This window comes from Lactiplantibacillus sp. B652 (genome assembly GCF_023806745.1).
GTDB classification, from domain to species: Bacteria; Bacillota; Bacilli; order Lactobacillales; family Lactobacillaceae; genus Lactiplantibacillus; species Lactiplantibacillus pentosus.
The window spans coordinates 18,410-44,709 of sequence record NZ_JAMSKY010000006.1 but is presented as its reverse complement, the minus strand read 5'-3'; the positions used below and the strand labels follow the sequence as shown (position 1 = coordinate 44,709).

At 45.4% G+C, this 26,300-nt stretch carries 20 protein-coding genes; 6 read left to right on the top strand and 14 right to left on the bottom strand.

Features of this window, described 5'->3' with window-relative positions:
* Nucleotides 1-144 precede the first annotated feature (144 nt).
* Both MZO40_RS08725 and MZO40_RS08720 read right to left on the bottom strand, forming a co-directional pair.
* Nucleotides 145-2,748, bottom strand: a complete 2,604-nt coding sequence (locus MZO40_RS08725) for a BspA family leucine-rich repeat surface protein (protein WP_105919673.1) — start codon at nucleotides 2,746-2,748, stop codon at nucleotides 145-147.
* Nucleotides 2,749-3,119: 371 nt separating this feature from the next.
* Nucleotides 3,120-3,482 (bottom strand): helix-turn-helix domain-containing protein, encoded by a 363-nt coding sequence (locus MZO40_RS08720; RefSeq protein WP_082230333.1) that lies wholly within the window; start codon nucleotides 3,480-3,482, stop codon nucleotides 3,120-3,122.
* A gap of 125 nt (nucleotides 3,483-3,607) precedes the next feature.
* Between MZO40_RS08720 and MZO40_RS08715 the strand changes: the two genes are divergently transcribed.
* Together MZO40_RS08715 and MZO40_RS08710 are read left to right on the top strand one after the other, a co-directional pair.
* A complete protein-coding gene (locus MZO40_RS08715) occupies nucleotides 3,608-4,813 on the top strand; it encodes an MFS transporter (RefSeq protein ID WP_252133224.1) in 1,206 nt (401 codons plus the stop codon).
* 570 nt (nucleotides 4,814-5,383) lie between these two features.
* Nucleotides 5,384-6,025, top strand: a complete 642-nt coding sequence (locus tag MZO40_RS08710; protein WP_088770714.1) for a L,D-transpeptidase — start codon at nucleotides 5,384-5,386, stop codon at nucleotides 6,023-6,025.
* 165 nt (nucleotides 6,026-6,190) lie between these two features.
* Here MZO40_RS08710 and asnB read toward each other — a convergent pair whose 3' ends face one another.
* The 4 genes from asnB to MZO40_RS08690 form a co-directional block, all read right to left on the bottom strand.
* A complete protein-coding gene (asnB, locus tag MZO40_RS08705; protein WP_105919676.1) occupies nucleotides 6,191-8,089 on the bottom strand; it encodes an asparagine synthase (glutamine-hydrolyzing) in 1,899 nt (632 codons plus the stop codon).
* Nucleotides 8,090-8,520: 431 nt separating this feature from the next.
* The gene (locus tag MZO40_RS08700) at nucleotides 8,521-9,261 is read right to left on the bottom strand and encodes a LytTR family DNA-binding domain-containing protein (RefSeq protein ID WP_105961373.1); all 741 of its coding nucleotides are present in this window, start codon (nucleotides 9,259-9,261) and stop codon (nucleotides 8,521-8,523) included.
* Complete coding sequence (locus MZO40_RS08695) at nucleotides 9,258-10,538, bottom strand: GHKL domain-containing protein (protein ID WP_105961374.1); 1,281 nt, start codon at nucleotides 10,536-10,538, stop codon at nucleotides 9,258-9,260. The genes MZO40_RS08700 and MZO40_RS08695 overlap by 4 nt, the downstream gene beginning before the upstream one ends.
* Before the next feature lie 334 nt (nucleotides 10,539-10,872).
* Nucleotides 10,873-11,454, bottom strand: a complete 582-nt coding sequence (locus MZO40_RS08690) for a TetR/AcrR family transcriptional regulator (protein WP_105961375.1) — start codon at nucleotides 11,452-11,454, stop codon at nucleotides 10,873-10,875.
* A gap of 125 nt (nucleotides 11,455-11,579) precedes the next feature.
* On the opposite strand from MZO40_RS08690, the gene MZO40_RS08685 reads away from it, so the two are divergent.
* Together MZO40_RS08685 and MZO40_RS08680 are read left to right on the top strand one after the other, a co-directional pair.
* On the top strand, nucleotides 11,580-12,494 hold the full coding sequence (locus MZO40_RS08685) for an SDR family oxidoreductase (RefSeq protein ID WP_105961376.1): 915 nt from the start codon (nucleotides 11,580-11,582) through the stop codon (nucleotides 12,492-12,494).
* 37 nt (nucleotides 12,495-12,531) lie between these two features.
* Nucleotides 12,532-13,944, top strand: a complete 1,413-nt coding sequence (locus tag MZO40_RS08680) for an NAD-dependent succinate-semialdehyde dehydrogenase (RefSeq protein ID WP_050340086.1) — start codon at nucleotides 12,532-12,534, stop codon at nucleotides 13,942-13,944.
* A gap of 273 nt (nucleotides 13,945-14,217) precedes the next feature.
* On the opposite strand, the gene MZO40_RS08675 is transcribed toward MZO40_RS08680, so the two are convergent.
* The 6 genes from MZO40_RS08675 to MZO40_RS08650 all read right to left on the bottom strand — a co-directional run bounded on the left by MZO40_RS08675 (nucleotide 14,218) and on the right by MZO40_RS08650 (nucleotide 22,442).
* Nucleotides 14,218-15,033, bottom strand: coding sequence for a MurR/RpiR family transcriptional regulator (locus tag MZO40_RS08675; RefSeq protein WP_105919681.1), 816 nt, complete (start codon nucleotides 15,031-15,033; stop codon nucleotides 14,218-14,220).
* Between the two features lie 48 nt (nucleotides 15,034-15,081).
* Nucleotides 15,082-16,383, bottom strand: coding sequence for a PTS sugar transporter subunit IIC (locus MZO40_RS08670; protein WP_225366909.1), 1,302 nt, complete (start codon nucleotides 16,381-16,383; stop codon nucleotides 15,082-15,084).
* 3 nt (nucleotides 16,384-16,386) lie between these two features.
* Nucleotides 16,387-17,919, bottom strand: coding sequence for a DUF4127 family protein (locus MZO40_RS08665; RefSeq protein WP_122217829.1), 1,533 nt, complete (start codon nucleotides 17,917-17,919; stop codon nucleotides 16,387-16,389).
* Nucleotides 17,919-18,707, bottom strand: coding sequence for a Cof-type HAD-IIB family hydrolase (locus tag MZO40_RS08660; RefSeq protein ID WP_225366910.1), 789 nt, complete (start codon nucleotides 18,705-18,707; stop codon nucleotides 17,919-17,921). Before MZO40_RS08660 ends, MZO40_RS08665 begins: the two co-directional genes overlap by 1 nt.
* 9 nt (nucleotides 18,708-18,716) lie before the next feature.
* Nucleotides 18,717-19,409, bottom strand: coding sequence for an N-acetylmannosamine-6-phosphate 2-epimerase (locus MZO40_RS08655; protein WP_105961738.1), 693 nt, complete (start codon nucleotides 19,407-19,409; stop codon nucleotides 18,717-18,719).
* 345 nt (nucleotides 19,410-19,754) lie between these two features.
* Nucleotides 19,755-22,442, bottom strand: coding sequence for an SH3 domain-containing protein (locus MZO40_RS08650; protein WP_105961739.1), 2,688 nt, complete (start codon nucleotides 22,440-22,442; stop codon nucleotides 19,755-19,757).
* 275 nt (nucleotides 22,443-22,717) lie between these two features.
* Here MZO40_RS08650 and MZO40_RS08645 point away from each other — a divergent pair, with 275 nt between their 5' ends.
* On the top strand, nucleotides 22,718-23,002 hold the full coding sequence (locus MZO40_RS08645) for a DUF1905 domain-containing protein (protein WP_050339772.1): 285 nt from the start codon (nucleotides 22,718-22,720) through the stop codon (nucleotides 23,000-23,002).
* 1,094 nt (nucleotides 23,003-24,096) lie between these two features.
* Here MZO40_RS08645 and MZO40_RS08640 read toward each other — a convergent pair.
* On the bottom strand, nucleotides 24,097-24,462 hold the full coding sequence (locus tag MZO40_RS08640) for a helix-turn-helix domain-containing protein (protein WP_050339773.1): 366 nt from the start codon (nucleotides 24,460-24,462) through the stop codon (nucleotides 24,097-24,099).
* Nucleotides 24,463-24,595: 133 nt separating this feature from the next.
* Here MZO40_RS08640 and MZO40_RS08635 point away from each other — a divergent pair, with 133 nt between their 5' ends.
* Nucleotides 24,596-25,324, top strand: coding sequence for an SDR family oxidoreductase (locus tag MZO40_RS08635; protein WP_101872842.1), 729 nt, complete (start codon nucleotides 24,596-24,598; stop codon nucleotides 25,322-25,324).
* Nucleotides 25,325-25,672: 348 nt separating this feature from the next.
* Here MZO40_RS08635 and MZO40_RS08630 read toward each other — a convergent pair whose 3' ends face one another.
* The gene (locus tag MZO40_RS08630; RefSeq protein ID WP_105961368.1) at nucleotides 25,673-26,245 is read right to left on the bottom strand and encodes a TetR/AcrR family transcriptional regulator; all 573 of its coding nucleotides are present in this window, start codon (nucleotides 26,243-26,245) and stop codon (nucleotides 25,673-25,675) included.
* Nucleotides 26,246-26,300: the final 55 nt, after the last annotated feature.

Below are 26,300 nucleotides of genomic sequence, written 5' to 3'. Positions count from 1 at the left end.
TTTTCATTATTGTTTACATACAAAATTGTTCATTATACAGCACCTTTCAGTTGGTGCGATGGGGCTAGTCCGTGTATTTGATTGTTAAGAAACCGAACTAACTTTTTGAAAAAACAAGTAAAAACTTTCAATTCTTAATCACAGTTACCGGTTGGCGACCGTTGCGCCCAGCGTCCAAGTGACCGTTGTTTCATACGTGTCCGTCAAAGCTTGATCCGTTGGCACTTTCAAATACAACGAGCCCAGTGCAGCCGATTGTCCCAACACGTTAACGTTTTGATGGGAAACCGTTTGATGATTGCTAATCACTGCACTCGCTACTCCGGGCGCCAAGACGGCCTCATTGCCAGTTTGTTGGTCCTTGTAACTGAGCGTGGCGGTCAACGGCCGACTTGATTTGGCACCCGTAAACCCGTTGGCGGCCAGGGTCGCATTCAGTGACCAGGTAGAACCGAGTTTGCGACCATCCTGAACAACTAATCCAGTATCGTAAGTGGCACCGTAATTTTCTGGCTTACCGGTAATTTTATTTTCACCGAAATCAATGGTTTTAGGCGCGGAGACAAACATCAGCTCGCCAGCCGTACTATAGGTCAGCGTAATCGTCTCATCCTTATCCGTGAAGGTTCCTTGAACGCCATCCGGCTTATCCGGCGTGTAACCTTCAATCGCAATCGGTTTAATATGATAAGCGTCCCCAGTAACCCCGCTAAGCTTGGTGTCTGGTGCGAGCGAATTACCGGCCGCGTCCACGTATTTAACCGTAATGGTGTTTCCAGTAGCCCACACAAATTCACCAACGATGCTCTGACCGTCATATTTGGTCATCAAATCAGCGGACGAATAAACTTTCTGGTTATTCAAACTACGCCACCGGCCAACGTACGGCGATTCTTCACTAGGCTTAGTTAAATTCCAAGCAGTGCTGCCAAAGAACTTAAAATTCTTACCCAATATCAAATGTTTCGGCGCAATTTTAGTGCTGAACGTATTGGTATAGCTAGACGCGCTGGCCGTATTCCAACCGAGTAAGTCTAACTTATCCAACTGTGTCCCGACAAACGCCTGGTCAAATTTAACGACATTGGCCGTATTCCAAGCACCTAAATTCAGTTCCTTTAAGCCACTATCGCCGCTAAAGATTTCACTGAGATCGGTTACTGAACCTGTATTCCAGTTGTCAATCGGCAGACTGGTAAATTGTGGATTTGCGGCAAATAGCTGAGCCATCGTCTTAACATTGGACGTCTTCCAGCTACTAATTGGTAAAGTCTTCATCTTAGGCACATTTTTGAAAGTCCCACTCATGGTCGAGACTTTACTGGTATCCCACTTATCAATCGGTAAACTGGTTAGATTGGTCATACCGGCAAAGGTCGAACCAAGGTTGAGAACGCTCGACGTGTTCCAGTTACCAATCGGCAACGACGTCAGACCCGTACAGCCTTCAAAAGTCCCATTCATATCAAACACGTTGCTAATGTCCCAGCCGCCAATCGGCAAACTCGTTAGGCCGGTCGACCCATTGAACGCGTGCCGCAATGTGGACACACCACTGGTCTTCCAGCTAGCAATTGGCAGCGTCGTCACATTCGGCAAATCGGAGAACGTCCCATCCAATGAAACGACGCGCCCCGTGTCCCATTTGCCAACATTGATACTGGTCAAGCCAGGATTATCAGCGAAGGCAAACTGCATATTGATGACCCGACTCGTATTCCAATTATCAATGGGTAAACTTTTCAGATTGGTCATGCCCCGGAACACGTTCGACATGTTCGATATCATGCTGGTGTTCCAACTCCCAACATCTAAGGAAGTCAACGAAGAACAATTCAAGAATGTCCGCATAATAGAAGCAACTTTACTGATATTCCATTTGCCAATTGGTAATGATGTCAGTGACCGGTCGCCATTAAAGGTATCCGTCAAGTTTTCCAACGAACGCGTATCCCAGTTGGCGACATTCAGTGTCACTAACTTCGTACAGTTCTGAAACGTTCCTTCCATTCGAGTGACCTGGCTGACGTTCCAACTACTCAAATCTAGGGACGTCAATTGAGAACATCCGAAAAACATCCAGGAGATATCCGTGACGTTTGAGAGATCCAGGTTATTAAGCCCTTCCATACTCGTCACATTCGTCAATCCAGCAAACAGGAATGAATAATCTCTAACATTAATGGCGGTAATCTTGCCGTCAATCACCACTTTGGTCACTTGGGTCGGTTGATAACCGTTGGCGGTCAAGGCCTGTGAAATCCAGCCGACACCATTATTACCAACCGAGGTGCCAAACGTGCCCCCACTCAAATGCAAGGTGCCGTTTGGATCCAAGGTCATCGTGACCGTTCCATTCACCATGTCGGCTGCCCGAGTCGCCCGGGTAACTGGTGTTTCTGAACGTTGATCCTTATCAACGTTTCCCTGGCTTGTACTTAATAAACTACTTGAATTGCTTGAGTTACTTGAACTGCTCGAACTACCGCGTTCTGAACTCGCTGGTGCGGATGATTGCGCATCCACTTTAGGATGAGTTGGTGCCTGTGATGAATGGCCACTTGATAGAACGTGTGAGCCTGATTCCTTCGCAGAAAAGACGCTGCTTGCAGACGACATCGTCTGGTCTACTGGCAATGGCGTCCGGGGCTCCGCCTTGACCTCCGTTCGTGAAGATGAAACGCCCATCACACCTAATGCTAATGCCAGTCCCAGACTCCCTCGATACCATAAACGCCGGTACTGCATATCTATCGCTCCCTCCAATAAATTAAATTTTAACATCCCTTAACGTTAATTATCTTACAATATTTACGACAAATGACGATGAAAAAAAGGCTTACAATTTTCAGTAATATTTGGATATTAAAGTTTATTCGGTTGAGTATTCTATATGTTAATATTTAGAGCTAATCTGCACGATTGGCTATTTTGTTGATTCAAGCCACAGTTAGCCGAAAGTTTGTTTGGCATTTAATTCACTGGTCCGACAAGAATACTTACAAAATGAGAAGCACACTTCAAAACAAGGCGCGTCTTTATCCTATTCCAAAAAATAGTGCCCGAGAATCCATCGCTTCTCGGGCACCATTTTTCAATATGTCATTTCAGTTTTCTGACTATAAGTCGTCGCGATGCAACAACTCGATCTCTTCACCCGCAGCTCGGCGGCGGTCGATATTGTCCTCACCCCAGACACACAACTCGTGCAGCACCACGGACAAACTGCGCCCATATTCGCTCAATCCATATTCAACTCGGGGTGGCACTTGTTGGTAGACCTTGCGCGTCACGATATTAGCCGCTTCTAACTCTCGTAACTGTTGGACGAGCATTTTCTGCGAGATTTGTGGAATGGCCCGCTCGAGCTCACTCGTTCGCATCGTTTTCTTCCGTAAGTGGCATAAAATGATTGATTTCCACTTGCCACCAATAATTTCCATCGTCGCTTCAACACCGATATGGTACGTTGCATTCGCCATTTGGTTAGCCTCCATCCATACTTACTTTTTGGTGGGTATAGAACTTTAAAGTAGGTACTTGTTATTAAGTTACTAGCTAGTATAATCATTATTTATCAACTTAGCAATAGCAGGAGGCTTATCTTATGACAAAACAGTTCAATCCTAGCTGGACGCTCTTTGCGCTCGCAATCAGTGCCTTTGCAATTGGCTCGACCGAATTTATTAGCGTCGGCCTGATGCCACTACTCGTTAGTAGTTTTCATATTAATCTGGCGCAGGCTGGTTTGACAGTCTCAATCTACGCCATCGGTATTATGGTCGGTGCGCCGGTGATGACCTTGCTCACCGGTCAGCTTAATCGCCACCGCCTGATGATGCTGATTATGATTTTATTTATTATTGGCAATCTGTTAGCTGCCAGCGCCCCGACTTTTGGCGTCCTACTGGCCGGTCGGGTCGTCGCAGCGCTAGCCCACGGCATCTTTATGACGGTCGCATCCGTAATTGCTGCCGATGTGGTTGCGCCGGCCAAACGCGCCTCGGCTATCGCCATCATGTTCACCGGACTGACCGTTGCGACCGTCACCGGGGTTCCGTTGGGCACCATGATTGGGCAATTAGGCGGCTGGCGCTGGTCGTTCATCTTCATTAGCGCCATTGGGATCATCGGGTTGCTCGCGGACTATTGGTTGATTCCACGCAACCTCCCGTTACCAAGTAAAGCGACGATTCGAGGAATTGGCCGCGTCCTGACGAATCGACAATTGGTCTTGGCTCTGCTCGTGACGGCACTCGGTTACGGCGGTACTTTCGTCGTCTACACCTACCTCTCACCATTATTGGAACAACAGATGCACTGGTCCGCGAGTGCTGTGGTTCTGATTCTCGTCGTCTATGGGTTGATGGTCGCCCTTGGTAATACCTTAGGCGGACGGTGGGCCAATGCACGGCCACTAATTGCCCTGTTCAAAATGTTCACTGGCCTACTCGTGACCCTTTTGATTCTGAGCGTGACCGGTTATAGTCACTGGCTCGGGCTACTCACAGTACTCTTAATGGGCGTCTTCGCCTTCATGAACGTGCCCGGTTTGCAGTTATACATTGTTCAGTTAGCTGAACAAAATACCCCGCACGATATTACAATGGCGTCCGCCTTAAACATCTCCGCGTTTAATGTTGGGATCGCCCTCGGTTCTGGCATTGGCGGACAAGTCACAACCAAGCTCGGTCTCGGGATGACACCCATCTTCGGTGCCATCATGGTCGCCGTCAGCCTGGTGCTCCTTTTAGGGCTGATTTGGTTAGCCCGGCCAGCGAAGCAGTTGACTAGGAATTGCACCCAAAACTAACCGTTAATTCAAACGCCACCAAACCCAGGGCTGACACTAACTTTAGTAGTCAAGTTCACCTGGTGCTTGGTGGCGTTTTTTCTTGCTGACGGTTACGTGGAAATTATCGGTTTCTACTATATAGTATGCTGTGCCAGTGACCGTCAAATCTTCGGCTGATTCTAAAAATTTAGACGTCAAAGTTCAGACGCTTATTGGCACCAGAAACAGGTTTAGTGTTTGCTGTCACGATTGAAAACTTTCCAAATACCAACAGATTTTTCATTTAGGTCTGAAAAAATTTCAATGTTTCCACACCCTTTGAAGCACATTTGACAGGACTAATCAATTGAAATCACCATCGTCTTTCTCCTCCAAAACACCGGTTTATTCGAATTTAGTGTTAACCGTTCCACCTTTAATAACGCCTAATTGCGCCCGTCAGCTGACTGAGACTTGCATTTTACCTTTCTGAAAGCTATAACGGTAATGGAGGAACTGATTACAATGATGGATTGTGAAACCAAGGCCGGACTTGGGTTCACAATATCATCGCCAGTCAATCACGCTTAAGGGGAAATGGGGACCGACATGCAACGTAAATCATTAGTTATTTTATTGACGAGTATTGTACTCATAATCAGCATCTTAACCACGGGAATGGTTAAGGTCATTGGCACCGCACATGCGACTGAACGAACCACCGCAACGACACGGCAAACGACCCGTAAAACGGCGCATCGCACCAAGTCAGCAGTGAACTCACAGTCATCCGTCATGCGAACACCAATCAACTGGCGCAAGTCATCAGAAACCGTTGCTTACCCAAATGTTAACGACTATCCTGACCTGTGGATTCACGTTTCACTGGCGAAGCAACGGATGACGCTGATCAATCATCACCACGTCCTGTACACGATGTACGTCTCGACAGGGGTACCGACTGTGGACCGTAAAACGCCGCGTGGCACCTATCATGTTCAAGCTGAGCGCGGGAAGTATTTCTATAGTTCGTCCGTCGGTGAAGGCGCGTCTTATTGGGTCTCCTGGCTCAATCATGGTGAATATCTCTTTCACGCGACGCCCGTCGACGCGCAGGGGCATTTCATCAAATCCGACGCCAACGATTTGGGCAAACGTCCATCATCGCATGGTTGCGTTCATTTGAGCGTTGCGGACGCCAAATGGGTTTATCAGAATATCAAATACGGCACCAAGGTCGTCATCGATTAAAAGTGCCTAGACGAAAAACTAGCAACGTATTTGCGGTCATCCGCAACGTTGCTAGTTTTTTTCATCGCTGAATTGATCAATTGGTCTGACAGCTACTTTACAACTCAGGCGAGCACTGCGACCACACTCACCATTGACTAACCGACAATTCAGCTTGCACCTTCATCAAATTTCAACTTCTGCGGCGACCTGATTAGCCGTCCGACTGTCCATCAGCGTCTCTGATTCGACATAAATTTTATGCCACATCATGAAAGTCAGGACTGTCCACAGTTTACGGGAATTGTCGCGAGTACCCGCACGATGTTCATCGAGCAAGTTCAAGAAATAAGTTTTATCAAAATACTGCTCGGTTTGTGAGTCCTGAATAATTTGCTTGGCCCAATCATACATTTCATCCTTAAGCCACCAACGAATCGGCACTGGGAACCCGAGCTTTTTGCGATGCAGCACGTGTGCTGGGACGATCTCTTCGACGGCCTTGCGCAGAATATACTTCGTCGTCCCGTGGGCAATTCGTAACTCGGCTGGAATTTCCGCCGCCAAGTCAAAGACGGCGCGGTCAACAAATGGCGTCCGCAATTCTAGACTGTGCGCTAACGCCGTGCGGTCCGCATTGTGCAGTAAATCGCCGTTGAGCCAGGTATGCATATCGACGAACTGCATTTTTGAAATCGGGTCATAGTCTGCCGCCTCTTGATAGTAAGTCTTAGTAGCCTGCGGGAAAGTGTGGTCCGCATTGTAATGCTTCATAAACTGCTGCTTCTCGGCCTCATTAAAAATAAACGCATTGCCGACATACCGGTTCTCCAGAGGCGTCGTGCCACGCATCAGTAAAGATTTTCCACGAACCCCCTCTGGAATCATCGTGGCGATTCGTTGTAAAGCGCCATTGAACGGCTTCGTGTAGCGGAACGGTTTCAGTGATTCCGGTTCGTGGTAGATCGTGTAGCCACCAAATAACTCATCCGCTCCCTCGCCGGTCAGGCAGACTTTGACGTGTTTGACCGCTTCCTTAGTTAAGAAATACTGCGGTACTGCCGCCGGATCTGCCAACGGGTCATCCATACTCCAGACAAAATGTGGAAAGGCCGCCATAAACGCTTCAGGCGTAATCATCATCTGCTTATTTTCGACCCCCAGCTGTGCCGCCGTTTCCTGAGCCACATCGAGTTCACTATAGCCCGGCCGTTCAAAGCCAACTGAAATCGTCTGCAGATTGGGATTGAACTGTTTGGCAATCGCCACGACGATCGACGAATCGATTCCGCCTGACAAGAACGCCCCCACTGGTACATCTGAGCGCATGTGAATTTTGACGGAATCAATCAGCGTTGCTTTCAAGCGTTCCGCGTATTCCTGTTCAGAACGCTTTACGGGATGGAACTCACGGTGGTAATACCGCTTGATTTGCGGCGCAGCGCCGAGTTTCTTAATCAGTGAACAGCCCGGTGCCAATAACTTGATCTCCTTGGTCAGCGTCTCCGGTTCAGGCACGTACTGAAAGGTCAGATAATCTTGGAGGGCATCCTGGTCAAACTGCTTGTCCTTCAGGATTTTATAGATGGCCTTGCTCTCAGAAGCGTAGTAAAAATCGTTGCCCGCAATCGCGTAGTAGAATGGCTTGATGCCAAATTGGTCACGTGCGGCAAACAGCGTCTTTTCCTGTTTGTCCCAAATCACAAACGCAAACATGCCCCGCAAATAAGTCGTTAGTTTCTCATGGTATTTGGCGTACATGCCCAAGATCACTTCGGAATCCGAATCAGTCTTGAATGGATACCCTTCTTGAATCAATTGTTCACGCAATTCAATATAGTTATAAATCTCACCGTTAAACGTCAACCAGTACCGTTCATTGTCATACGATAGCGGTTGGTGGCCACCTGCCAAGTCAATAATACTCAGCCGCCGAAACCCCATCGTGATATTATCATCCGCAAAATAGCCTTCGTCATCTGGCCCCCGATGCACGATCATTTTCGTCATTTCATGTACCAGCTCATCATACGCGGTATTATCCGCCAGCGTTCGGTCAGTCAGGCACCCAACTAATCCACACATTATCCTCACTCCTATACACAAGCTTGACCTTAGTGACAAGTGATGAACAACATTAAAGCATGTCACGCTCATCATTGACAGTCAGCGAGTTTGGACCGGACAACAACCAAGCAAACGGTGTTTTTCTAGTATGCCGATTCCCAGAAAATACGGTTTGGGGCTAGTGTTATCTGCGGTCTTGCACTCAACAATGCTAATTATAGGGTGAAACTTGCCATCGTAACGGGTGTTTTAAGACGACCTCACGTCCATTTTGGTGCGTTTAAGACACGATTCGGCCATTTTAAGACAACGGGACTGACGATTGCAAAAAACTGGGCTAATCAGACCCTTTCACGAGTCCAACTAACCCAGTCGATGCTTTTTTCAAGTCTCTGTGCACAACCCTGATGATGGTTATCTCCTGTTGGTGTGGCAGCCGATTCTTCAAGTCAATACTTACCAATCCGTCTAGCTAGATACCGACTGGCTTGAGCAGAGCATAGCACGCGTTCCCCATCGGCCATTGTTACTTGCCGATAGCGCTTGTCCAAGGAACGAATACGCGTGAGATTCACAACGTATGACTTATGACAACGATAGAAATTATCGTTCAAATCAGGAACGTCCTTTAACAAGCCGTAATACTCGAGTTCCCCATCATCGAGATGCACCACAATTTTATGCGGGTTCAGCGAACTTTCGAAGAACAACACGTGCTGCACCTCTAACGAACGAATCATCTCGCCAATTTTAATCTGAATCAACTCTTCTTGAGGCTGTTCTTCGGATTTAAACCGTGTTTGGGCGACTGTTAAGACTTGCCTCAACCGATCATACAATTGGTCCGGAAAGTCTTTCAAAATAAAGTCGAGTGCTTCGACCTGATACTGAAAAACTGTTAGTGACAGTTCAGTATGCGTCGTCACAAAGATAATTTTATTGCGACCACCTAAGTCACGAATTTCGCTGGCCAGTTGAATGCCGTTGATATCCGAATTTAACGCAATATCCAGTAGAAAGACCGCCTTCTCAGGCGATTGTCTGCGAACACTGGCCAGGATTTCATGCGGGTCTGAACTACTCAGGCCAAAGCCCATGTCCAGTTGGCGGTCGATAATGACTTTGCTGACCAGTTGCTCAAGCTCCTGGAGCTGCTTTGGATCATCTTCACAAATATATACTTTAATCATACCTCTTCTCGCGCCACCGTTAGCCGTTGAACAAACCGGTTCTCCAGAACGCGCGTCTCCAATATCATATTTTCATTTCGATTGACAATGGTCCCCAACCGATTCAAGCCTAATCCACGATTGGTGCCCTTCGTGGAATAGCCCACTTCTTTCAGCTGCCACAATGGGGGTAATTGTTCAAAAAGATTATTTTGAATTAAAAATACCGTGCTGTGGGCCGTCTGAAAAATCGCACTGGTGATTTCGCCATGGTAATTTCCGACCACTGCTTCAACAGCATTGTCTAAAATAATGCCTAGCGCGATATCCAGATCTAGTTCATTAGTTGCAACTCGTTCAAGCACCTGCCGTAACTCAAAATGGACCTTGATTCCTTGGGATTGGGCATAGTTCAATTTGTTGAATAGGATACTCTTGACTGATTTAACTTTAACCCGACTCAAATCCTCAAGATTATACTGTTCATCCGCAACGCGTTTCGTCACGGGTGCAATATTTTCTTGATAATATTCTTGTAATCCCGTAAGATCATCTGTTTTTAAATACTCACTAATTGAAAGCATCATATTTTGATAATCATGCCGAAAATTACGCAGTTCATTGTAATGAACCTCAATTTCATTCATATAGCGCGTGTCATTCTTGATTTGTGCCTGTTGCTGCTGCACTTGATACTTCGCACGAATCGTGATTCGATATTCATCATAGAGCGCTACTGCCAGGCCAATCACGACTAATAAGACGACTAAATTACTGGCTACCAGTCGTAGCTCATCGTTCAGGCCTTCACTGACGATGATATACAGATAAATAACCAATAGTAATACCCCCGTGACTCGATTCAAACTTGGGCGGTTAAAGGTCGATTTAACATGGGTATTCATCAAAATAACATTGAGAATGACCAAGCTCAACAATTGTAAGCTCGTAAACGTCAGCAAGTAGCCCCCGTCGAACTTTAAGGCATACACGATCAAGTCACTCACATGGTCGATCACGATCGACCAAATACCTACTTGCAGTCCAATCAAAAACGATTCGCTCAGACTTCGCGTCCGTCGCCACGCATACAGCATCACCATCAACAGTATCGGCATCGACGCATAAGTTCCGATACTATCAAAAATCCACCGGCTGATCATAATGACTGCCAGCGCATACCCGGTATCTAGATAACTGAACGTCCCCCAGTCTCGTAAGATTGATTTAACAAATAAAAACAACACGCCGGTTTGAACAAAAACTATCAGTGTCTCGCTTTGCATCAATGCTGTCATAGTGTTATTGCTGCTAATTCACCAGGCCAATCCCATCGCCAACCGCTCGTGCTGACCTGTAATCGTGGATAAGTCATCAGCAGCGCCCCTTCCCCATTTTTAACACGCTTGTTTCAAATCGTTACTAACTAGTGTAAAACAGACGGAATGACTTGAAAAGCCGCCAACGGGTATAAATCATTCAACTTAAGCTTAATCGCCCATTTTCACTGACCAGCCAACCTGATAAAACGGACAACGCGCCCATATTTTGTCACCCACAATCCAAAACAAACGCGGCCCGCTGATAGTCATCATCGACTCCCAGCAGGCCGCATTGATTAAAAATTAAAGTCTAGTCGCGCTTCATCGCATCCCAAATCAGCTGAAAAATATCGTCAAAACTGTACTGTGTTGCAGAATAGCGTCCCTGACTAATGTTGGTCGTATGGGTATGAATCGTTGAGAACACTACCCCCATGTGGAGACTGACCGGCAGTGGCTTGATGACTTGTGCATCAACGGCCGCCGTTAATAATTTGACCACGATATTGTTGGGGTCGGCCACGCCGGGCAACACCGTCATCGGCTGCCCGTTGAGCGCTTTGATCTGCTGCATGATGGTCAGGCTGTCCGGATGCGCGAGCGAATAATCATAGACTTGCTGAACGTATAACCGAATGCGCGTCGGCAAGTCAATCGTGGCGTCGCTTAAGCGTGCAATATCCGTCGTACTCAGAATACGACTCGTTTCGCGCGCATAGACACTATCGATCAGTGCCTGTTTATTTTTAAAGTACAAATAAACATTGGATTGGGCAATGCCGACGCGCTTGGCGACCTTCGTCGTGGACACGCCAGCCGGGCCTTCAGCCAAGATGATTGCGGCCACGGCATCTTGAATTTTTGCTTGTTTGTTCATATCTTTTTTCTTCATGTCACTAGTATAAAAGATAAGAATATCTTTTTCAAGCTTGACAAAGATAGAACTATCTTTTATGATTAGACCTGTTAAAAAGATAGATTTATCTTTAAAAATAAATTCAGCGAGGTTTTAAACTTATGAAAATTGCAATGTTAGGTTCACTAGGTCACATCAATCGAATCGTCGTTCCCCAACTCATTCAGGCCGGCCACGAGGTTACCGTCATCTCGACCAACCCTGAACGTCAGGCCACCATCGAAGCATTGGGCGCTCACGCCGCCATCGGTACCATGACTGACGGTGATTTTTTGACCAGAACTTTCACGGGCCAAGATGTGGTCTATCTCATGTTATCCGGCAGCACCGGTGACGATTTGTTCCAGAGTGCCGTGGCACAAGCGCAGATTTGGAAACACGCCATCGAGGCTGCCGGCGTGCACAACGTCGTTAATTTGAGCAGTATTGGCGCGGATGCTGGCGAAGTTGCCGGCTCCCTGCACGCCTATAATTTGATTGAAACTGAATTGCGCCAGTTACAACAGGTCAATTTAGCCTTCGTCCGGCCAACTGGTTTCTACGCCAACCTCTTCAGCAATCTTGCGACAATCAAAGCCGACCACGCGATTTATAGCAATATCCCCGCGAACGTGCCGCAAAAATACGTCGCGCCTGAAGACATCGCCCGCATCGTCTTGCCACTGCTCACGGCGACCCCCGCTGGCGTGACCGTCAAATACGCCTTCAGCGATACGTTTACCGGCGACCAGTTCGTGGCTGCCTTACGAAAAGCCCTCGATATGCCTGATTTGCAGTGGGTCCAAATCAGTGATGCCCAATATCAAGCTAACTTGACAAACCACGGTGTTTCCGTCGAAATTGCCCAGGCGCTCGTTCAAACTAGCCGCTATCAGCGTGATCCAGATGGGTTGTACGCAGATTTGAATGCGACCCACACCATTCCCGGTCAAGTCGTATTAGCTGACTTTGTACGTACATTTGTGGTAGCGTACAATAGTGAAGGCGGTTACCATTCGAATACCATCGCAGATTAACCGCTTACAAAATCAATCCACTCAGGAGGAATTTTATATGGCTTATCAAACAACCAATCCTTATACCAACGAAGTCGTTAAGACTTACGATAACGCGACCGCTGACCAAATCGAACAGGCGCTGGCAACCGGCCACGCCCTCTACAAGCAGTGGCGGCAAGAACCCGTCACCTCGCGCGCAGCCACCCTCCACAAGATCGCGGCTAGTCTGCGTGAACACAAAGACGAACTCGCTAAAATCGCGACGATCGACATGGGTAAACTATTAACGGAATCCCAAGGCGAAGTTGAACTCTGCGCCATGATTGCAGATTACTACGCAGACCACGGGGCAGAATTATTAGCGCCAACCCCCATCAGTACCATCGCAACCGGCGATGCTGAAATTGAGAAACAAGCAACGGGTGTCCTGATGTTAGTGGAACCATGGAACTTCCCTTACTATCAAATCATGCGGGTATTTGCCCCGAACTTTATGGTCGGTAACCCGATGATTTTGAAGCACGCTTCCAACACGCCTGGTTCTGCAGCTGCGTTTGAAAAAATCGTCAACGAAGCCGGCGCTCCCGCTGGTAGTTTAACTAACCTCTTCCTCAACTACGATCAGGTCAGTGATATCATCGCCGACCCACGGATTCAAGGGGTCGCCCTCACTGGATCCAAACGTGGTGGGCAAGCCGTTGCTAAGGCAGCCGGCGCCAACCTCAAAAAGAGCTCGATGGAATTAGGCGGTTCCGATGCGTTCGTTGTGCTGGCGGATGCGGATGTTGACGAAGCAGTCAACTTGGCTTGGCGTGTGCGGCTCTATAATGCTGGACAAGTCTGCACATCATCCAAACGCTTTATCGTCGCCGCAGACATTTACGATGCCTTTGTTGCCAAACTCAAAGAGCGCTTTGAAAAGATGGTCCCTGGCGACCCAATGGATCCAAAAACGACCTTAGCGCCAATGAACTCCAAGCGTGCTAAGGAAAAGTTACAAGCGCAAGTTGACCGAGCCGTTGATGGTGGCGCAACTGTGGTCTATGGCAATCAACCTATCGACCTGCCTGGTCAGTTCTTCCAGCCAACGATTTTGACGGATATTGACCAGGATAACCCGGTCTTCTATGAAGAAATGTTTGGTCCCGTGGCACAAGTCTTCAAGGTCGACTCTGAACAAGCCGCCATCGACCTCGCCAACAACTCTGAATTAGGCTTAGGTGGCATCGTCTTCGCTGGTACCGCTGCTCACGGCAAGCAAGTTGCCCAACAAATCGAAACTGGGATGGTCTTCGTCAACACCTTCCTCAGTTCACTGCCAGAACTGCCATTCGGTGGTGTCAAAGGTTCCGGTTACGGCCGCGAACTCAGCAGCCTAGGCTTGAACGCCTTCGTTAATGAAAAACTAGTCGTGACTGCGCAGAAGCCGGACTATGATAACGGTGCTGGTGGTTTGGTTGTTTTATAGACACGAATTTAGGTGACGCGCTAGTTGGTCATGGCACGGTTGACGCTCGCTTATGAAATTATCGTGGAGACACAAAAAAGGTTTTGATTTCACTTGGCAAAATAAAACTCCTAATGCGGAAGGCCATCATTATGGTAGCCTTCCACATTAGGAGTTTTTATTGAATTAACGATAAACTGCTGATTCGTCAACAACATAGTCTGTCTCATAAAATCGATGCTTCTAAAATTGGTGCTTTTTTAGTTTTCACTTTGCCAAATCATTGTTATTTTTTTACTCGATTCGATTAATCAAAACCTCATTGACCCGTTCTTTCATCAAACGGATACGTTCAGGATTCGCTTCGGTCAACTTTTGACAAAGAAGATCAATTACCGTTAATTGTCCCATGACCGGTAACAGCTCAGAGCCATCACGACCACTCCCTGCAGGAGGAACAAGATTAATATCACTGATCTCTGACAACTTAGAATTCAAATAATTAGAAATTGCAATGACTTTAGTTTGAAAGTGTCTTGCAAGCTCAACATTCTGTAATACATCAATCGTATTTCCGCTAGCCGAAATTGCAATTACAATATCATCTTTTTGCAAGATAGCCGTATTGATGGCTTGAAGATGAACGTCTGTATCAAAAATAACTGAAATTCCTAATCGCATTAATCGTGACTTCAAATATGTGCCAACAATTCCAGAAGTTCCAGTACCAAAAATACAAATCTGATGAGCGTGATCAATTAAGTTGACGGCTTCATGTAACTTTGCCTGATTAATCGACTGGCTAAATTTTTTTAAATAATCAATGTATTCTTGTGTTATTAGATTTGAGCCTTCCGCACTGTCTTCTTTACGAACCTGTTCGGCGGCCATGTCTCTTGCTAAATTTAGTTTAAAATCTTGATAACCTTTGAAATGTAATTTTCGACAAAATCTAATTATTGTCGTTTCAGCAACTTCAGCCTTTTCAGCAAGCTCATTGATAGAAAATTGCTCAACATCCTCTGAGTTGACCAAAACATATTGAGCGATTTTTTGCTCAGCTTTCGTTAATGAAGGATAAAAGCCGTTGATAGTCGTCAAAACATCCATATAATTTCTCCTTTAGCTTACTAAAGGTAAATTATATCACTTTAATACCTATACTTCTTGCATCCGATTAGCAAATCGAACAAATGGAAGATAGATGAGTGTTCCGATTGCAATTAAAATAATTTGCAAGACTGATGCACGCCAATCACCATTAGTAGAAAGATACCCAGAAATAATGGTTGGCGTTGTCCATGGGGTTAAGACAGAGGTACGCGCAACCAACCCAGCAGCAGTTGCAAAGTAGGCGATCGTTGTTGTCACCATAGGCGTAATAATCAATGGGATGCCAAGTACAGGATTGAAAATAACTGGCATACCAAACATAATTGGTTCACTAACATTGAAGAAAGACGGCACAAGCCCGATTTTTGCGATTGTACGATAGTCATCACGTTTCGAGGCAATTAGGACAGCCAGGATTAAGCAGAGAAGCATCCCACCCCCACCACACCATGCAAAGGCATCTAAAAAGGGCTTTGTGACAATGTTTGGCAGGGAAATCCCTTGTTTGAGTGCATCCATATTTTGTTGTAGTGATGTTAACAAAATCGGTTCACCAACTGATCCAAGAATAAAGGTACCATGTAGGCCAAATGCCCATAATAGATTACTTAAGAAAACATATGTCAGAACGCCAAACAAAGTTTGAAAACCGCCAACCAATGGTGCCTGGAAGAATTTAACAATCAAATCTGGAATATTAGCTGATAGTCCAATTTCCACAATAAATTCAATTAGTGCTAGGATGAATGACACGATAAATGCTGGAATTAAAACATTAAAAGATTTTGCCAAGGCAGGTGGAACTGAATCGGGCATCTTAATTCGGAGATGTTTGTTTTTATTGAATTTACAAAGTAACGTTACACCCAATAAACTTGCAATCATTGCTAGGAACATACCAGTCGCGCTTGTTTCATTTTGTGAAAAGATAGCTGCAACATCCACTGTCTTACCTTTGAGTGTTGCAACAGACAACGTGGCTGGTAACATAATAAAGAAACTAATCACACCGAAAACACCGGCAAAAATTGTATCTTCATCACCATACGCACGAGCAAGCCTTTCACCAATTGTGAACGCAATCAGAATCGCTAATATCCCCATCATGGCATTATAAACTTGATTACCAACAGCTGTAAGTTTTGCTGCCCAAGCGTATTTGCCAAGTAGCCCATTAGTACCAAGAACCAAATTGTTTATTAAGACCCAAAATGAGGCAATAATTGTTGCAGGCATCAGCGTAATGAAGCCATCCCGAATCGCCATGATGTGCTTTTGAGCGGCAAATTTATTAGCTCCCAAAAGTAACGCCTGAACAAAGCGATTTTTATCTTTGTTTTCCATCATTGTCTAATCCTCCATACTATTGAGCTGACAGTTCACTTCAAACATTCGATTCCAGGGGAATTCAATACCAATCTGATAATTAGACATCCCCGTCAGTGTCTTTCTTAAATACCTAGCTGTAGACTTATGCAAGAGTTCTTCAGCTTGTGTAGCAACTTGATCAGCATCACCCTTTAAATCAAAATAAGTCATATTATATTTCGGTAAATAATCATCCGTTATCATTTTTCTAACAATCGTTTGATAAAAAACATCATCAATTAAATTATTAATTAGCTCCTGAAAACGAATCTCTTGTGGCAAATCAAACTGAATGATAGTACTTCCAATTGCACTTCCCACTGTATTACAATTCGTATTCCAGGCTCGATAAACATCAATCTGATTGAGCAAATTCTGTTCATCCAACATGCTAATCAGTTCTAAATCACCCCCATTAGCATATGCACTGTCAGCAACTGTAACTAGCTTACCAGTTGCAAGGTAACTACTAATCTCTGAAACAAATGCTCGTAAATTTCTGAACGTGTCATACGTTACATCGGGATTGGTTAATTGTTCACGCGCCTCAATCATTTTTTTACCTGGTGTATTTACTGCTAGAATAATATCTGCCGTAGTTGGTGTAGCAGCAATCTCTGCGCCCGCTGATAAAATATGGGATTTTACACTTTCAACCATTGGACGATCTTCATAAAGTGGAATTTGTAACTGCCCAACCGCACTGGCAAAAAACGGATAAATTTTGTATTGTCGTTTGTTAACAATCTGAACCGCACGTGCGAGTAGCGTATACCCAGTCTCATCAGCACCCGGATAGGTTCCAACTCTATTCTGTAATCGATTTTGCTTAATCGCCGAGTAAACTACTGTTTGGTCCATAGCCGTGTAACCATAAGGTGCACTATCATCTTGCGGTATTGCCAAGTAATCAATAACTTTACTTTTAACAAGCGTCATATTAGCCATATTAATTTTGAGATTGGCAGCTCGCCTTTGTTCATAATCATAGATATACGTTTGAGGAACAGTCTTCTTAATAGTCTCAAGTTCATTCAATTCAGCTGGCGATAATACCTCCCTCTTCTTTTGGTCAATCAGCCAACCGTATCTGAATATCTTTGCGCCATATTCACCGTAGTAATCCGGCTCTTCGTCATTGCTACTATAACGTGGCGTACGCATAATTAAGTTAGAGGCCAGAATAACTAGTTGGGGATTAATTTTCTTTAGTTGAATAACATAGTCTCGATAGGCTGCAACTTTCGCCTCAGAATCTGTTACACTATATATTCGCGATGGTAATAAACCACCATACGCTAGCATTTCAGTAGCAAAGATGAGAATATCCGCCCCACTAATTTGATCAACAATAAATTTTCGCACCTGTTCAATATTAGCTGGAATCTTTTTTTTACCTAAAATTGACTTCGGCGGACAAACAACTGTTATGTCATCTCTGTTCTTGAATAAACGTAAAGGATACTCAAGATTACACGGACGTTCATCAAGCGGAATAAAAACTATTTTTTTCATTACAGTTCTGCTCCCATCGAGTTGATTAAATCACCTATATTTGCAACATGTTTATTGGCTGCCGCAATCGTGGCAGTACTTGCTAAATTGCCAACAGCAAAATTATGAACTGTCAGCGGAAACATCGTTATGTCATTCTCCGCATCACCAGCAACATAGACCTGACTTTTAGAATAACCTTGCTGCGTAATCAGTTTTTTAACGGCGATACCTTTGGAAGCCTCGGGTGAAAATATTTCAAGCGAGCTTGGGCTCGTCTGCTGAACATTCACTAAGTTATCTAGTTTTTCATGCAACTCCGTAATAATCGGTTGAAAAGATTGGTTATCGCCAAAAATCAAATAATTCACGGCATGAAAACTAGGGTGTAAAACATTCGCTGCTAATCTTGGTTCAACAATCGATGTATCCACAAATTCAGCTACTTGGTTTGCATCACGTGGAGATGGAAAGTAGCGGTTAGTACTTGTTGATACTTCTACTCTCAATCCCCGATTGAACACCACATCATTAATCGTTGGGAGAAGTCGATCAGGAATAGTTAAAGCGCTTACAATTTCATCTGTCCTATCATAAATAACAGCGCCGTTTTGACTAATCCGATAAGCGCCATTTACGCCTAATAATTTTTCGATATATTTGATATCCGCATCTAAGCGGCCTGTGCAAACACTAAAATCATTTCCCGCATCGATAAACTTTTTGAGCATCTTCAAGCTATAGTCATCAATGTTATTATTCTTATCCAACAAGGTCCCATCTAAATCACATACTAAAAGTTTTTTCAATTTGATTACCTAATTTCCAATTTGATTGAATTTATTGATTTCTTGTGTATATCGTTGAGTAATCTGTTGAGGCCGAGTAATCGCACCACCGACTACAGCTGAGTAAGCACCCATTTCAAAGGCGCGTGTGACATGGGCAGGCTCATAGGTATGTCCTTCTAAAATAATTGGTGTAGTAACAGCTTGTGATAATTGTGCAAGCAACTTAAAGTCTGGTGTATCTCGTTTCGATGTATATGGTGTGTAGCCAGACATCGTTGTCGAGATGAGATCAAAACCAATTTTACTTGCATTAACACCCTCTTCGAAATTTGAAATATCCGCCATTGCTAGTCTACCGGCAGCATGAATCTGCTCGACCAAATCCTTCAGATCTTCGTGATGAGGTCGAATCCGTTTAGTTGCATCAGTCGCAATTATTGCGGCATGAGTTCCCGTAACTAATTCATCAACTTCCCTTTTGGTAGCAGTAATATAAATCTCAGAGTCTTGGTAATCACGTTTGATAATACCAATAATCGGTAAATCTACCTGCTTTTCAATTTCTTGAATATCTGCAACTGAATTAGCCCTGATTCCTTTGGCACCGCCTTCCTTAGCGGCAACTGCCATGCGCCCCATAATAAAGCTGCTGTGTAATGGTTCGTTTTCTAATGCTTGACATGACACAATTAATTGATGATGAATACTTGTAATGTTCATTTTATTAACTCCTTTCATGAATCAGCATACACGAAAACGAATTAGAAGTAAATATCTTTTTTAATTTTAAAAAAGAAAAATAGTTTCTCTTTAAGATACGACAGCCTCCTTATCACTTGCAATCGATATAAATAGCAATTGTGGTTGTTCCCCAATTAAGATGCGATTAGTCAGCATCATTAATTAACCTAACTTTGCTTGCCATTCTAATTTCCGATAATTTAATCGATTCTATTCTGCTCTTAATCCTTTATCCCTCCTGCAGTTTGTCGCCCCCACGCAAAAAAAGAACCCAATTCACAATCGAATTGGATTCTCCCGAATTTAACGTCGACTCAAACTAGCTTAGTCAACCACTGCAGTGTAGTGGTAAGCACCAGAGTTTGAGACGTATTTCAGCCATTGGTAACCATCAGCTGAAACTTTGCCGATGTAGTAGACTGATTCGCCAGTGTAGTATTGGCCAACGACTGAAGCACTCAAACTAGGTGCAGTCCGGATGTTGGTCGTCGTCTTGAACGTGTAAGTTCCAGTGGCGCTAGTTGCTTTGGCAGCACTAGTCGTCGTTGCGGCCCCACCACTGATTTTAACGTAGTGTTGGGCACCACTGTAACTCGTGTAACGAAGCCAAGTCTGGCCATTAGCAGTTACTTTGGCGTTGTAGTTGACCGTATTGCCTTTGTAATACGTGCCGACCGTGCTTGCGCTGTCACTTGCGGATGACTTGATGGTCGTGGTCTTCGTAAACTTGTACGTGCCACTTTGAGCGACCGTCTTGGCACTCGTTGACGTTGACTTGTTGGTGCTTGTCGTCGTTGCGGCAGCGCCACTGATTTTAACGTAGTGTTGCGTACCACTGTAACTTAAGTAACGTAACCAAGTCTGACCGTTCTTCGTGATCTTCGCATTGTAATAAACGGTGTCGCCCTTGTAGTAGTTGCCTAAGGTCTTAGCGGAATCACTAGTTGAGCCCTTGATAGCCGTCGTCTTGGTGAACTTGTAAGCACCAGATTCAACCTTCGTGACCGTCTTGCTTGAGCTTGAACTCGTGGTCTTGTTAGTCGTAGTTGCCTTAGCAGCAGAGCTAATCTTGACGTAGTGTTGTGCACCGCTATAACTCAAGTAACGGAGCCAAGTTTCGCCATTCTTAGTCACTTTGGCATTGTAATAAACAGTGTCACCTTTGTAGTAGTTGCCTAAGGTCTTGGCTGAATCATTAGCTGAACCTTTGATGGCCGTGGTCTTAGTAAACTTGTACGTGCCAGTTTCGGCTTTCGTGACCGTCTTGCTTGAACTTGAGCTCGTGCTTGGCTTTGTAGTCTTGGCTGCACTACTGATCTTGACATAGTGTTCAGCACCACTATAGCTTAAGTACCGGAGCCAAGTTTCGCCATTCGTCGTTACCTTGGCATTGTAATAAACCCGGTTGCCCTTGCTATAAGTGCCGACCGTCTTAGCAGAATCGCTAGCGGCACTCTTGATGGCCGTGTTCTTAGTAAAGGTATACCAACCAGAAGCCTTCTTAACCGTCGTTTTGCTGGTTGATGTGCTGGTGCTGGTATTGCTGCTAGTTGACGAGCTCGTATTGTTGTTCGTCGTCGTGGAACTCGTATCCGTCGACGTGTTGCTAGTGACCGTATCGTCGCTGGCCGTCGTCGTGACAAACGTGTTCGTGCCGGCACTGTCTTCAGTTAAACCATTGTAGTCGATGCTGACATCAATGTAACCGGTGTAGTCAGAACCAGATGGTAATAATGCAGTGTCAGAGAACTGCCATGCCCCATCACCAGTGTTCCACAAATTGTTGGCAGAAGGCGTGTATGGATATTGTGCCCGCCAAACGCGTGATGTTCCAACGGTTCTAATAACGGCATCCCGATATAAGTACGTGTTTGAAGTATAAACACCATGGTTCGTGTAACCATATGAATTTAACGTTGACCAGAACGCATTCAAGTTTGCTTCGGCATTGACCGTGTACGTTGAGCTATCTTCCATATCAGCGAATAATAGCACTTTGGTTGAAACGTTGTTCTTAACTAAGAAACTAGCCATGTTGGTTGCTTCTGACTTAGCTTCAGTCGACGTATTGAAAGTCGCATAGTGATAGAAGTCAACGTTCAAACCAGCTTTGTTCGCCATTTTAGCTTGGTTCAATGCAGCTGGATTGGTGTAACTGTCTCCTTGAGTGGACTTGACGATGACCGTCTTAACGCCAGCTGCTTTTAACTTATTGTAATCAGATTGCGTCATTTCACTCTGATATGAGGCAACATCGACAACGTCAACCCGTGGACGCGTTGTATCCCCAATCGTCCAAATGTCGGTCGATGTGGTTGCAGCAGAATAAGCAACGGCAGCAACTTTTGCAGTCGTCTTCTTAGTCGTGGTTGCGGCGCTACTTACCGTGCTGGATGCTGCAACAGCTTTAACAGCTGCCGTACTTGAAGCAACACTAGTTGCAGTGCTGCTGGCAACACTAGTAGCTTGGCTAGTTGCGGTACTTGAAGCCTTGGTTGCAGCGGTGCTCGTTGCTTGACTAGTTGCGGCACTTGAAGCCTTGGTTGTAGCCGTGCTGGTTGCTTGGCTCGTTGCTTGACTCGTGGCCGTTGAAGAAGCACTAGTGGCAGTCTTCACTGATGATTCAGACGAAGCGGCCGTGCTAGTTGCTGAACTGGTAGCGGCACTGGAAGAAGCTGCTGAAGCTTGATCAGTGGTCTTGGTTGTTGCAGCACTAGTGGCTTGCGTCGTTGTTGTTGATGACGCATTCGTCGCCTTAGTCGTGGCATCGCTAGCAGCAGCACTCGTTGCGGCACTTGAAGCCGTGCTAGTTGCTGCGCTAGAGCTGTCACTAGTCGTCTTGGCATTAGCTACTGGCGTTGCGTCGGCATGGACATTGGTGCTGCTAACTACGGACCCACCCAAAAATGAGAAGAAGGTTAAGCCAGCAACAAGCCAAAGTTTGCCTGACTTGTAAAGCTTAAAACGTTGCGATTGACTGACATCAATCGGGTTCTGAGATTTGAAATTCATATAAACACCCTTTTTTTATTTACTAAAAGCAACTTTATTATAAGGTTTATATTCTCCTAACCGCAAGCTAATTTAGTACGATAATTGTATTTTTTCACAATTATTTTTCGATATTAATCATATACAGGGTTTATATTGCGTTTATTCATTTAATCACTTAATAATCATTAGTAGCGACGCTTTATTCTGGACCCGTTCTCTTCTATAATAAAAAGGAATTCTAATTGTATTGGTAGTTATTGTTTATCTCAATCGACTAAAGGAGTGTCCATTTCATGCCAAATTATCGTTTTGAAGCCCAAATCCAAGCCGCCACGATTGGTAAGGGTGGTGCCTACGTGGCGTGCCCATTTGATCTCCGTGCCGTCTTTGGCAAGGGGCGGTTGAAAGTCCATGCGACCTTTGATGGCGTGCCTTACGACGGGTCAATCGTCAACATGGGCGTAAAGAATCCCGACGGCAGCATCTGCTACATCCTCGGCATGCGCAAAGATATTCGTCAGACCCTGCACAAGGAAATTGGCGATACCGTGATGGTCACAATCGATCCAATTAGTTAACCTGATTCATTAGTTAATACAGGACACCGATTAGTTGGATAGCTCAACGCCATTCTCATCAAATCCACATTTAACGAAAGTTACGCATTGTGCTAGTTAATTTGTCATGATTCATGGTTAAATCATGACAAGTTCTAAGTTCAAGTGCTACCAGCTGAGACCCGCTGGAAAAAGTGCGACTTAGCGTAAACTTGCTGTTGTGGAGACATCCTAGGCCGGCTTCCAGGCATTCTGGTCAATGGCCGTAACGTGGTGGACACAGATTTAAGCCGAAGCCCACGTCTTAAATACTGGTCTTTCACTAACCAAGCCAAAAACGCTTGCTAAGTGAAATTTCACCACTGGGCCTTGCCCCGAATACCTTCCAGCCTGGGATGGTATTCGAAAGGCGGACATGTGCGGACCCATCTTTAAATGAACTGGTCGTTGATATTTGGCACACGCCATGTTGACATTCGGCTGTAGGACTGGCAAGTTTTCAGATTATCCTGTTGTATTTCAATTCTGCGAATCTTCAGTATTACTGAAGATTGTATAGATTTTGTCTACTCGCCTGAAGTGACAATATGCTAAGTGAGGCCAGGACTATCGACTAATTTCATGGCATTTTACCAACATTTAAATGCGACAAATCAGTGTAATGCTGATTCAAAGTTTACTTGAAGTTACTGCAACTAAATATTCATTGGTCAATTGCACCAAGATAGGTGGCCGTTCATCTGCCATTCGAGCGGGTTCCCGACTGTAGGGGCTGGCTGACAATGCTCAAGGGCGAAGTTCTTCTTGTCCGGGTGGGGTTCCCGGGCTAGAAGAAGACTCGTATTTGAAATTGCGCAGTGGGTTTCTGCGTGAGTTCAAATCGATGTCCGCCCTGTTCCAGCGTTGTCAGCCAGCCCCGGAGGTCGGACTAAGGCGCGCATCGGCAGACGAACAAGACGCCAACTTGTCATGATTTAACCATCTTTAAGGCTAAAGAATAACTAGCACAACACGTAACGAAAGTTCAAAAATACCGGTACTAGCAAAACAACTGCTAATACCGGTATTTTAGTGGCTGTGGTGAAGCTACACTGCTTGCGTTTATCAACATCGCCCTACTCATCACACAAGGACCGTTCAATCAGTGCTGGATCGACATGCTGGTCGCCCCAGGTACAGATGGCGTCCAAGATGGGAATCAGGCTGGTCCCCTTATCCGTCAGCTCGTATTCGACGTGCGGTTGCGCCGTTTCGAAATCATGGCGTTTAATCAACTCGTCGCGCTCTAGTTCCTTCAACTGACTAGCCAGCGTTTTGTGTGATACCGCTTGAATGTGGTGTTGCAAGTCCGCAAAGCGACTAACGTGTGTCTCTGCTAGTTCAAACAAAATCATGATCTTCCACTTACCGCGAATCATCTGCATCGTCGCATCAAACTCATTGCGGTAACGCGGCTGCTTGTTTTCTGGTTCAGTGACCATTATCGAGACTCCTATCTGACAAATTGGTAGTTACCTAAAAGTGCGTACTTGTGGGGCTTAATCCTGACAAGTATACTTGAAAACGTTGAAATTTGAAAGACAGTCAAAATCAAAATTACGGAGGCTACAACTCATGAAACCATTAGTCGTTATCACTGGTGCCAGTTCAGGCTTTGGGGCCGAAATCGCGAAACAATTTGCGGCGGACGGTTACCCCATGTTGCTGTTAGGTCGGCGGCGTGAAAAGCTCGCTACTTTGGCGGCCAACTTTGAAAATACCTTAATTGATACAGTCGACGTCACTAATTATGACCAGTTTGAAGCTGCAATTCGGCGTGCCGAAGCCAAATACGGCAAGACAGATTTACTTGTAAACAATGCGGGTCTGATGTTACTTGGTAACGTTCAGAATCAAGACCCACAAGAATGGCAAACGATGCTGAACACCAACGTGATGGGCGTTTTAAACGGCACTAAAATTGTGCTGAATGACATGCGCGAACGGGAACACGGCACGATTTTAAACATGTCGTCCCTAGCTGGTAAGAAGACGTTCGTCAACCACGCCGCTTACGTTGCGTCTAAGTTCGGCGTTCACGGCCTATCCGAAACCTTGCGTGAAGAAAATGCCCCTAAGAATGTGCGGGTCATGTTAGTCGCACCGGGTGCTGCCGAAACTGAACTACTGACCCACGTCACGAGCCAATCGGCCTTATCAGATTACGAAGCCTGGAAAAAATCCATGGGTGGCTTGACGTTGAATCCCAAACACGTCGCCGAAACGGTCAAGTTCATGTATGACATGCCTCAAAATGTCAATATTCGTGAAGTTGACATTGCGGCTACGGCTCAAGACGCTTAAGCTTTCAACTAGCAGATTTACTGCAATCAGCTCTAGTCAGCCGGTTTTACTACGAATAGTTGACCAGCACGGTTTTCCACAATCAGCCGACCAGCACGTTTTACGGTCATCAATTGGCCAGATTGCGTTACCACTGTCAATGTTCGGGCACTCATTGTTAACAGCCAATCAGGCCCTTTGCCACGGCTAACGTGAACAGCGGCCGTCCCTGTTATAACTCGTACTAACTATAATCACCTTGAGCGATTGTGTATCAATGGCTCAAGGTGATTATTTGTGTCCTGCCAAAATCAAAACGCCAGCTTGAAATCAGTTTTTTCGTACCGCATTCATCCGCAGTCCAAAGTACTACGCCTCCTTAGCAGCCTTAACCAACGCCTCCATCGTGCTGTTCTGCAACGTTGCCAACAAGTCATGAATCGTGGTCAGTGATTCCGTTTGACCATTTAGCAGCCATTCTCGCCAAATCGCATAAACGCCGGCACTCATGAATTTAGTCCAATACTTCAATTGAACGGCCGTTAAGCCAGCCTCCGCCATCGTCGTTTGGTAAAAAGTGGTCATGTTGTCATCAAATAATTGTTGAATGATGCTTTCAAAGCCCCGTTGTGCCGCTAACTGCAGCGTTGGTGCAAAATCACTGAAAAATTGGCCCATCGCAACCAGCTTCTGTTCAGCGGGAACGTGTTGTAAGACGTCCTGAAACCGAGCCGCAATCGCTGGTGCGAAATAGGCTGTCAAAAGCTCCGCAAGTGTTGAAAAGTTGCGGTAAAAAGCCATTCGACTGACACCCGCACGTTTGACAACTTGCGTCACCGTAATCGTGTCTAAATCGTGAGTTCGCAACAATTGCAGTAAAGCGGTGGTGAGATACGTTTGTGAGTCCTTTTTAATTGCTTGCGCGTGATTGGTCGCTGCCATAACAATTCCTCCATTCTGTCACAGATGCCCGTGATTACCTTGTATTCGATATGGG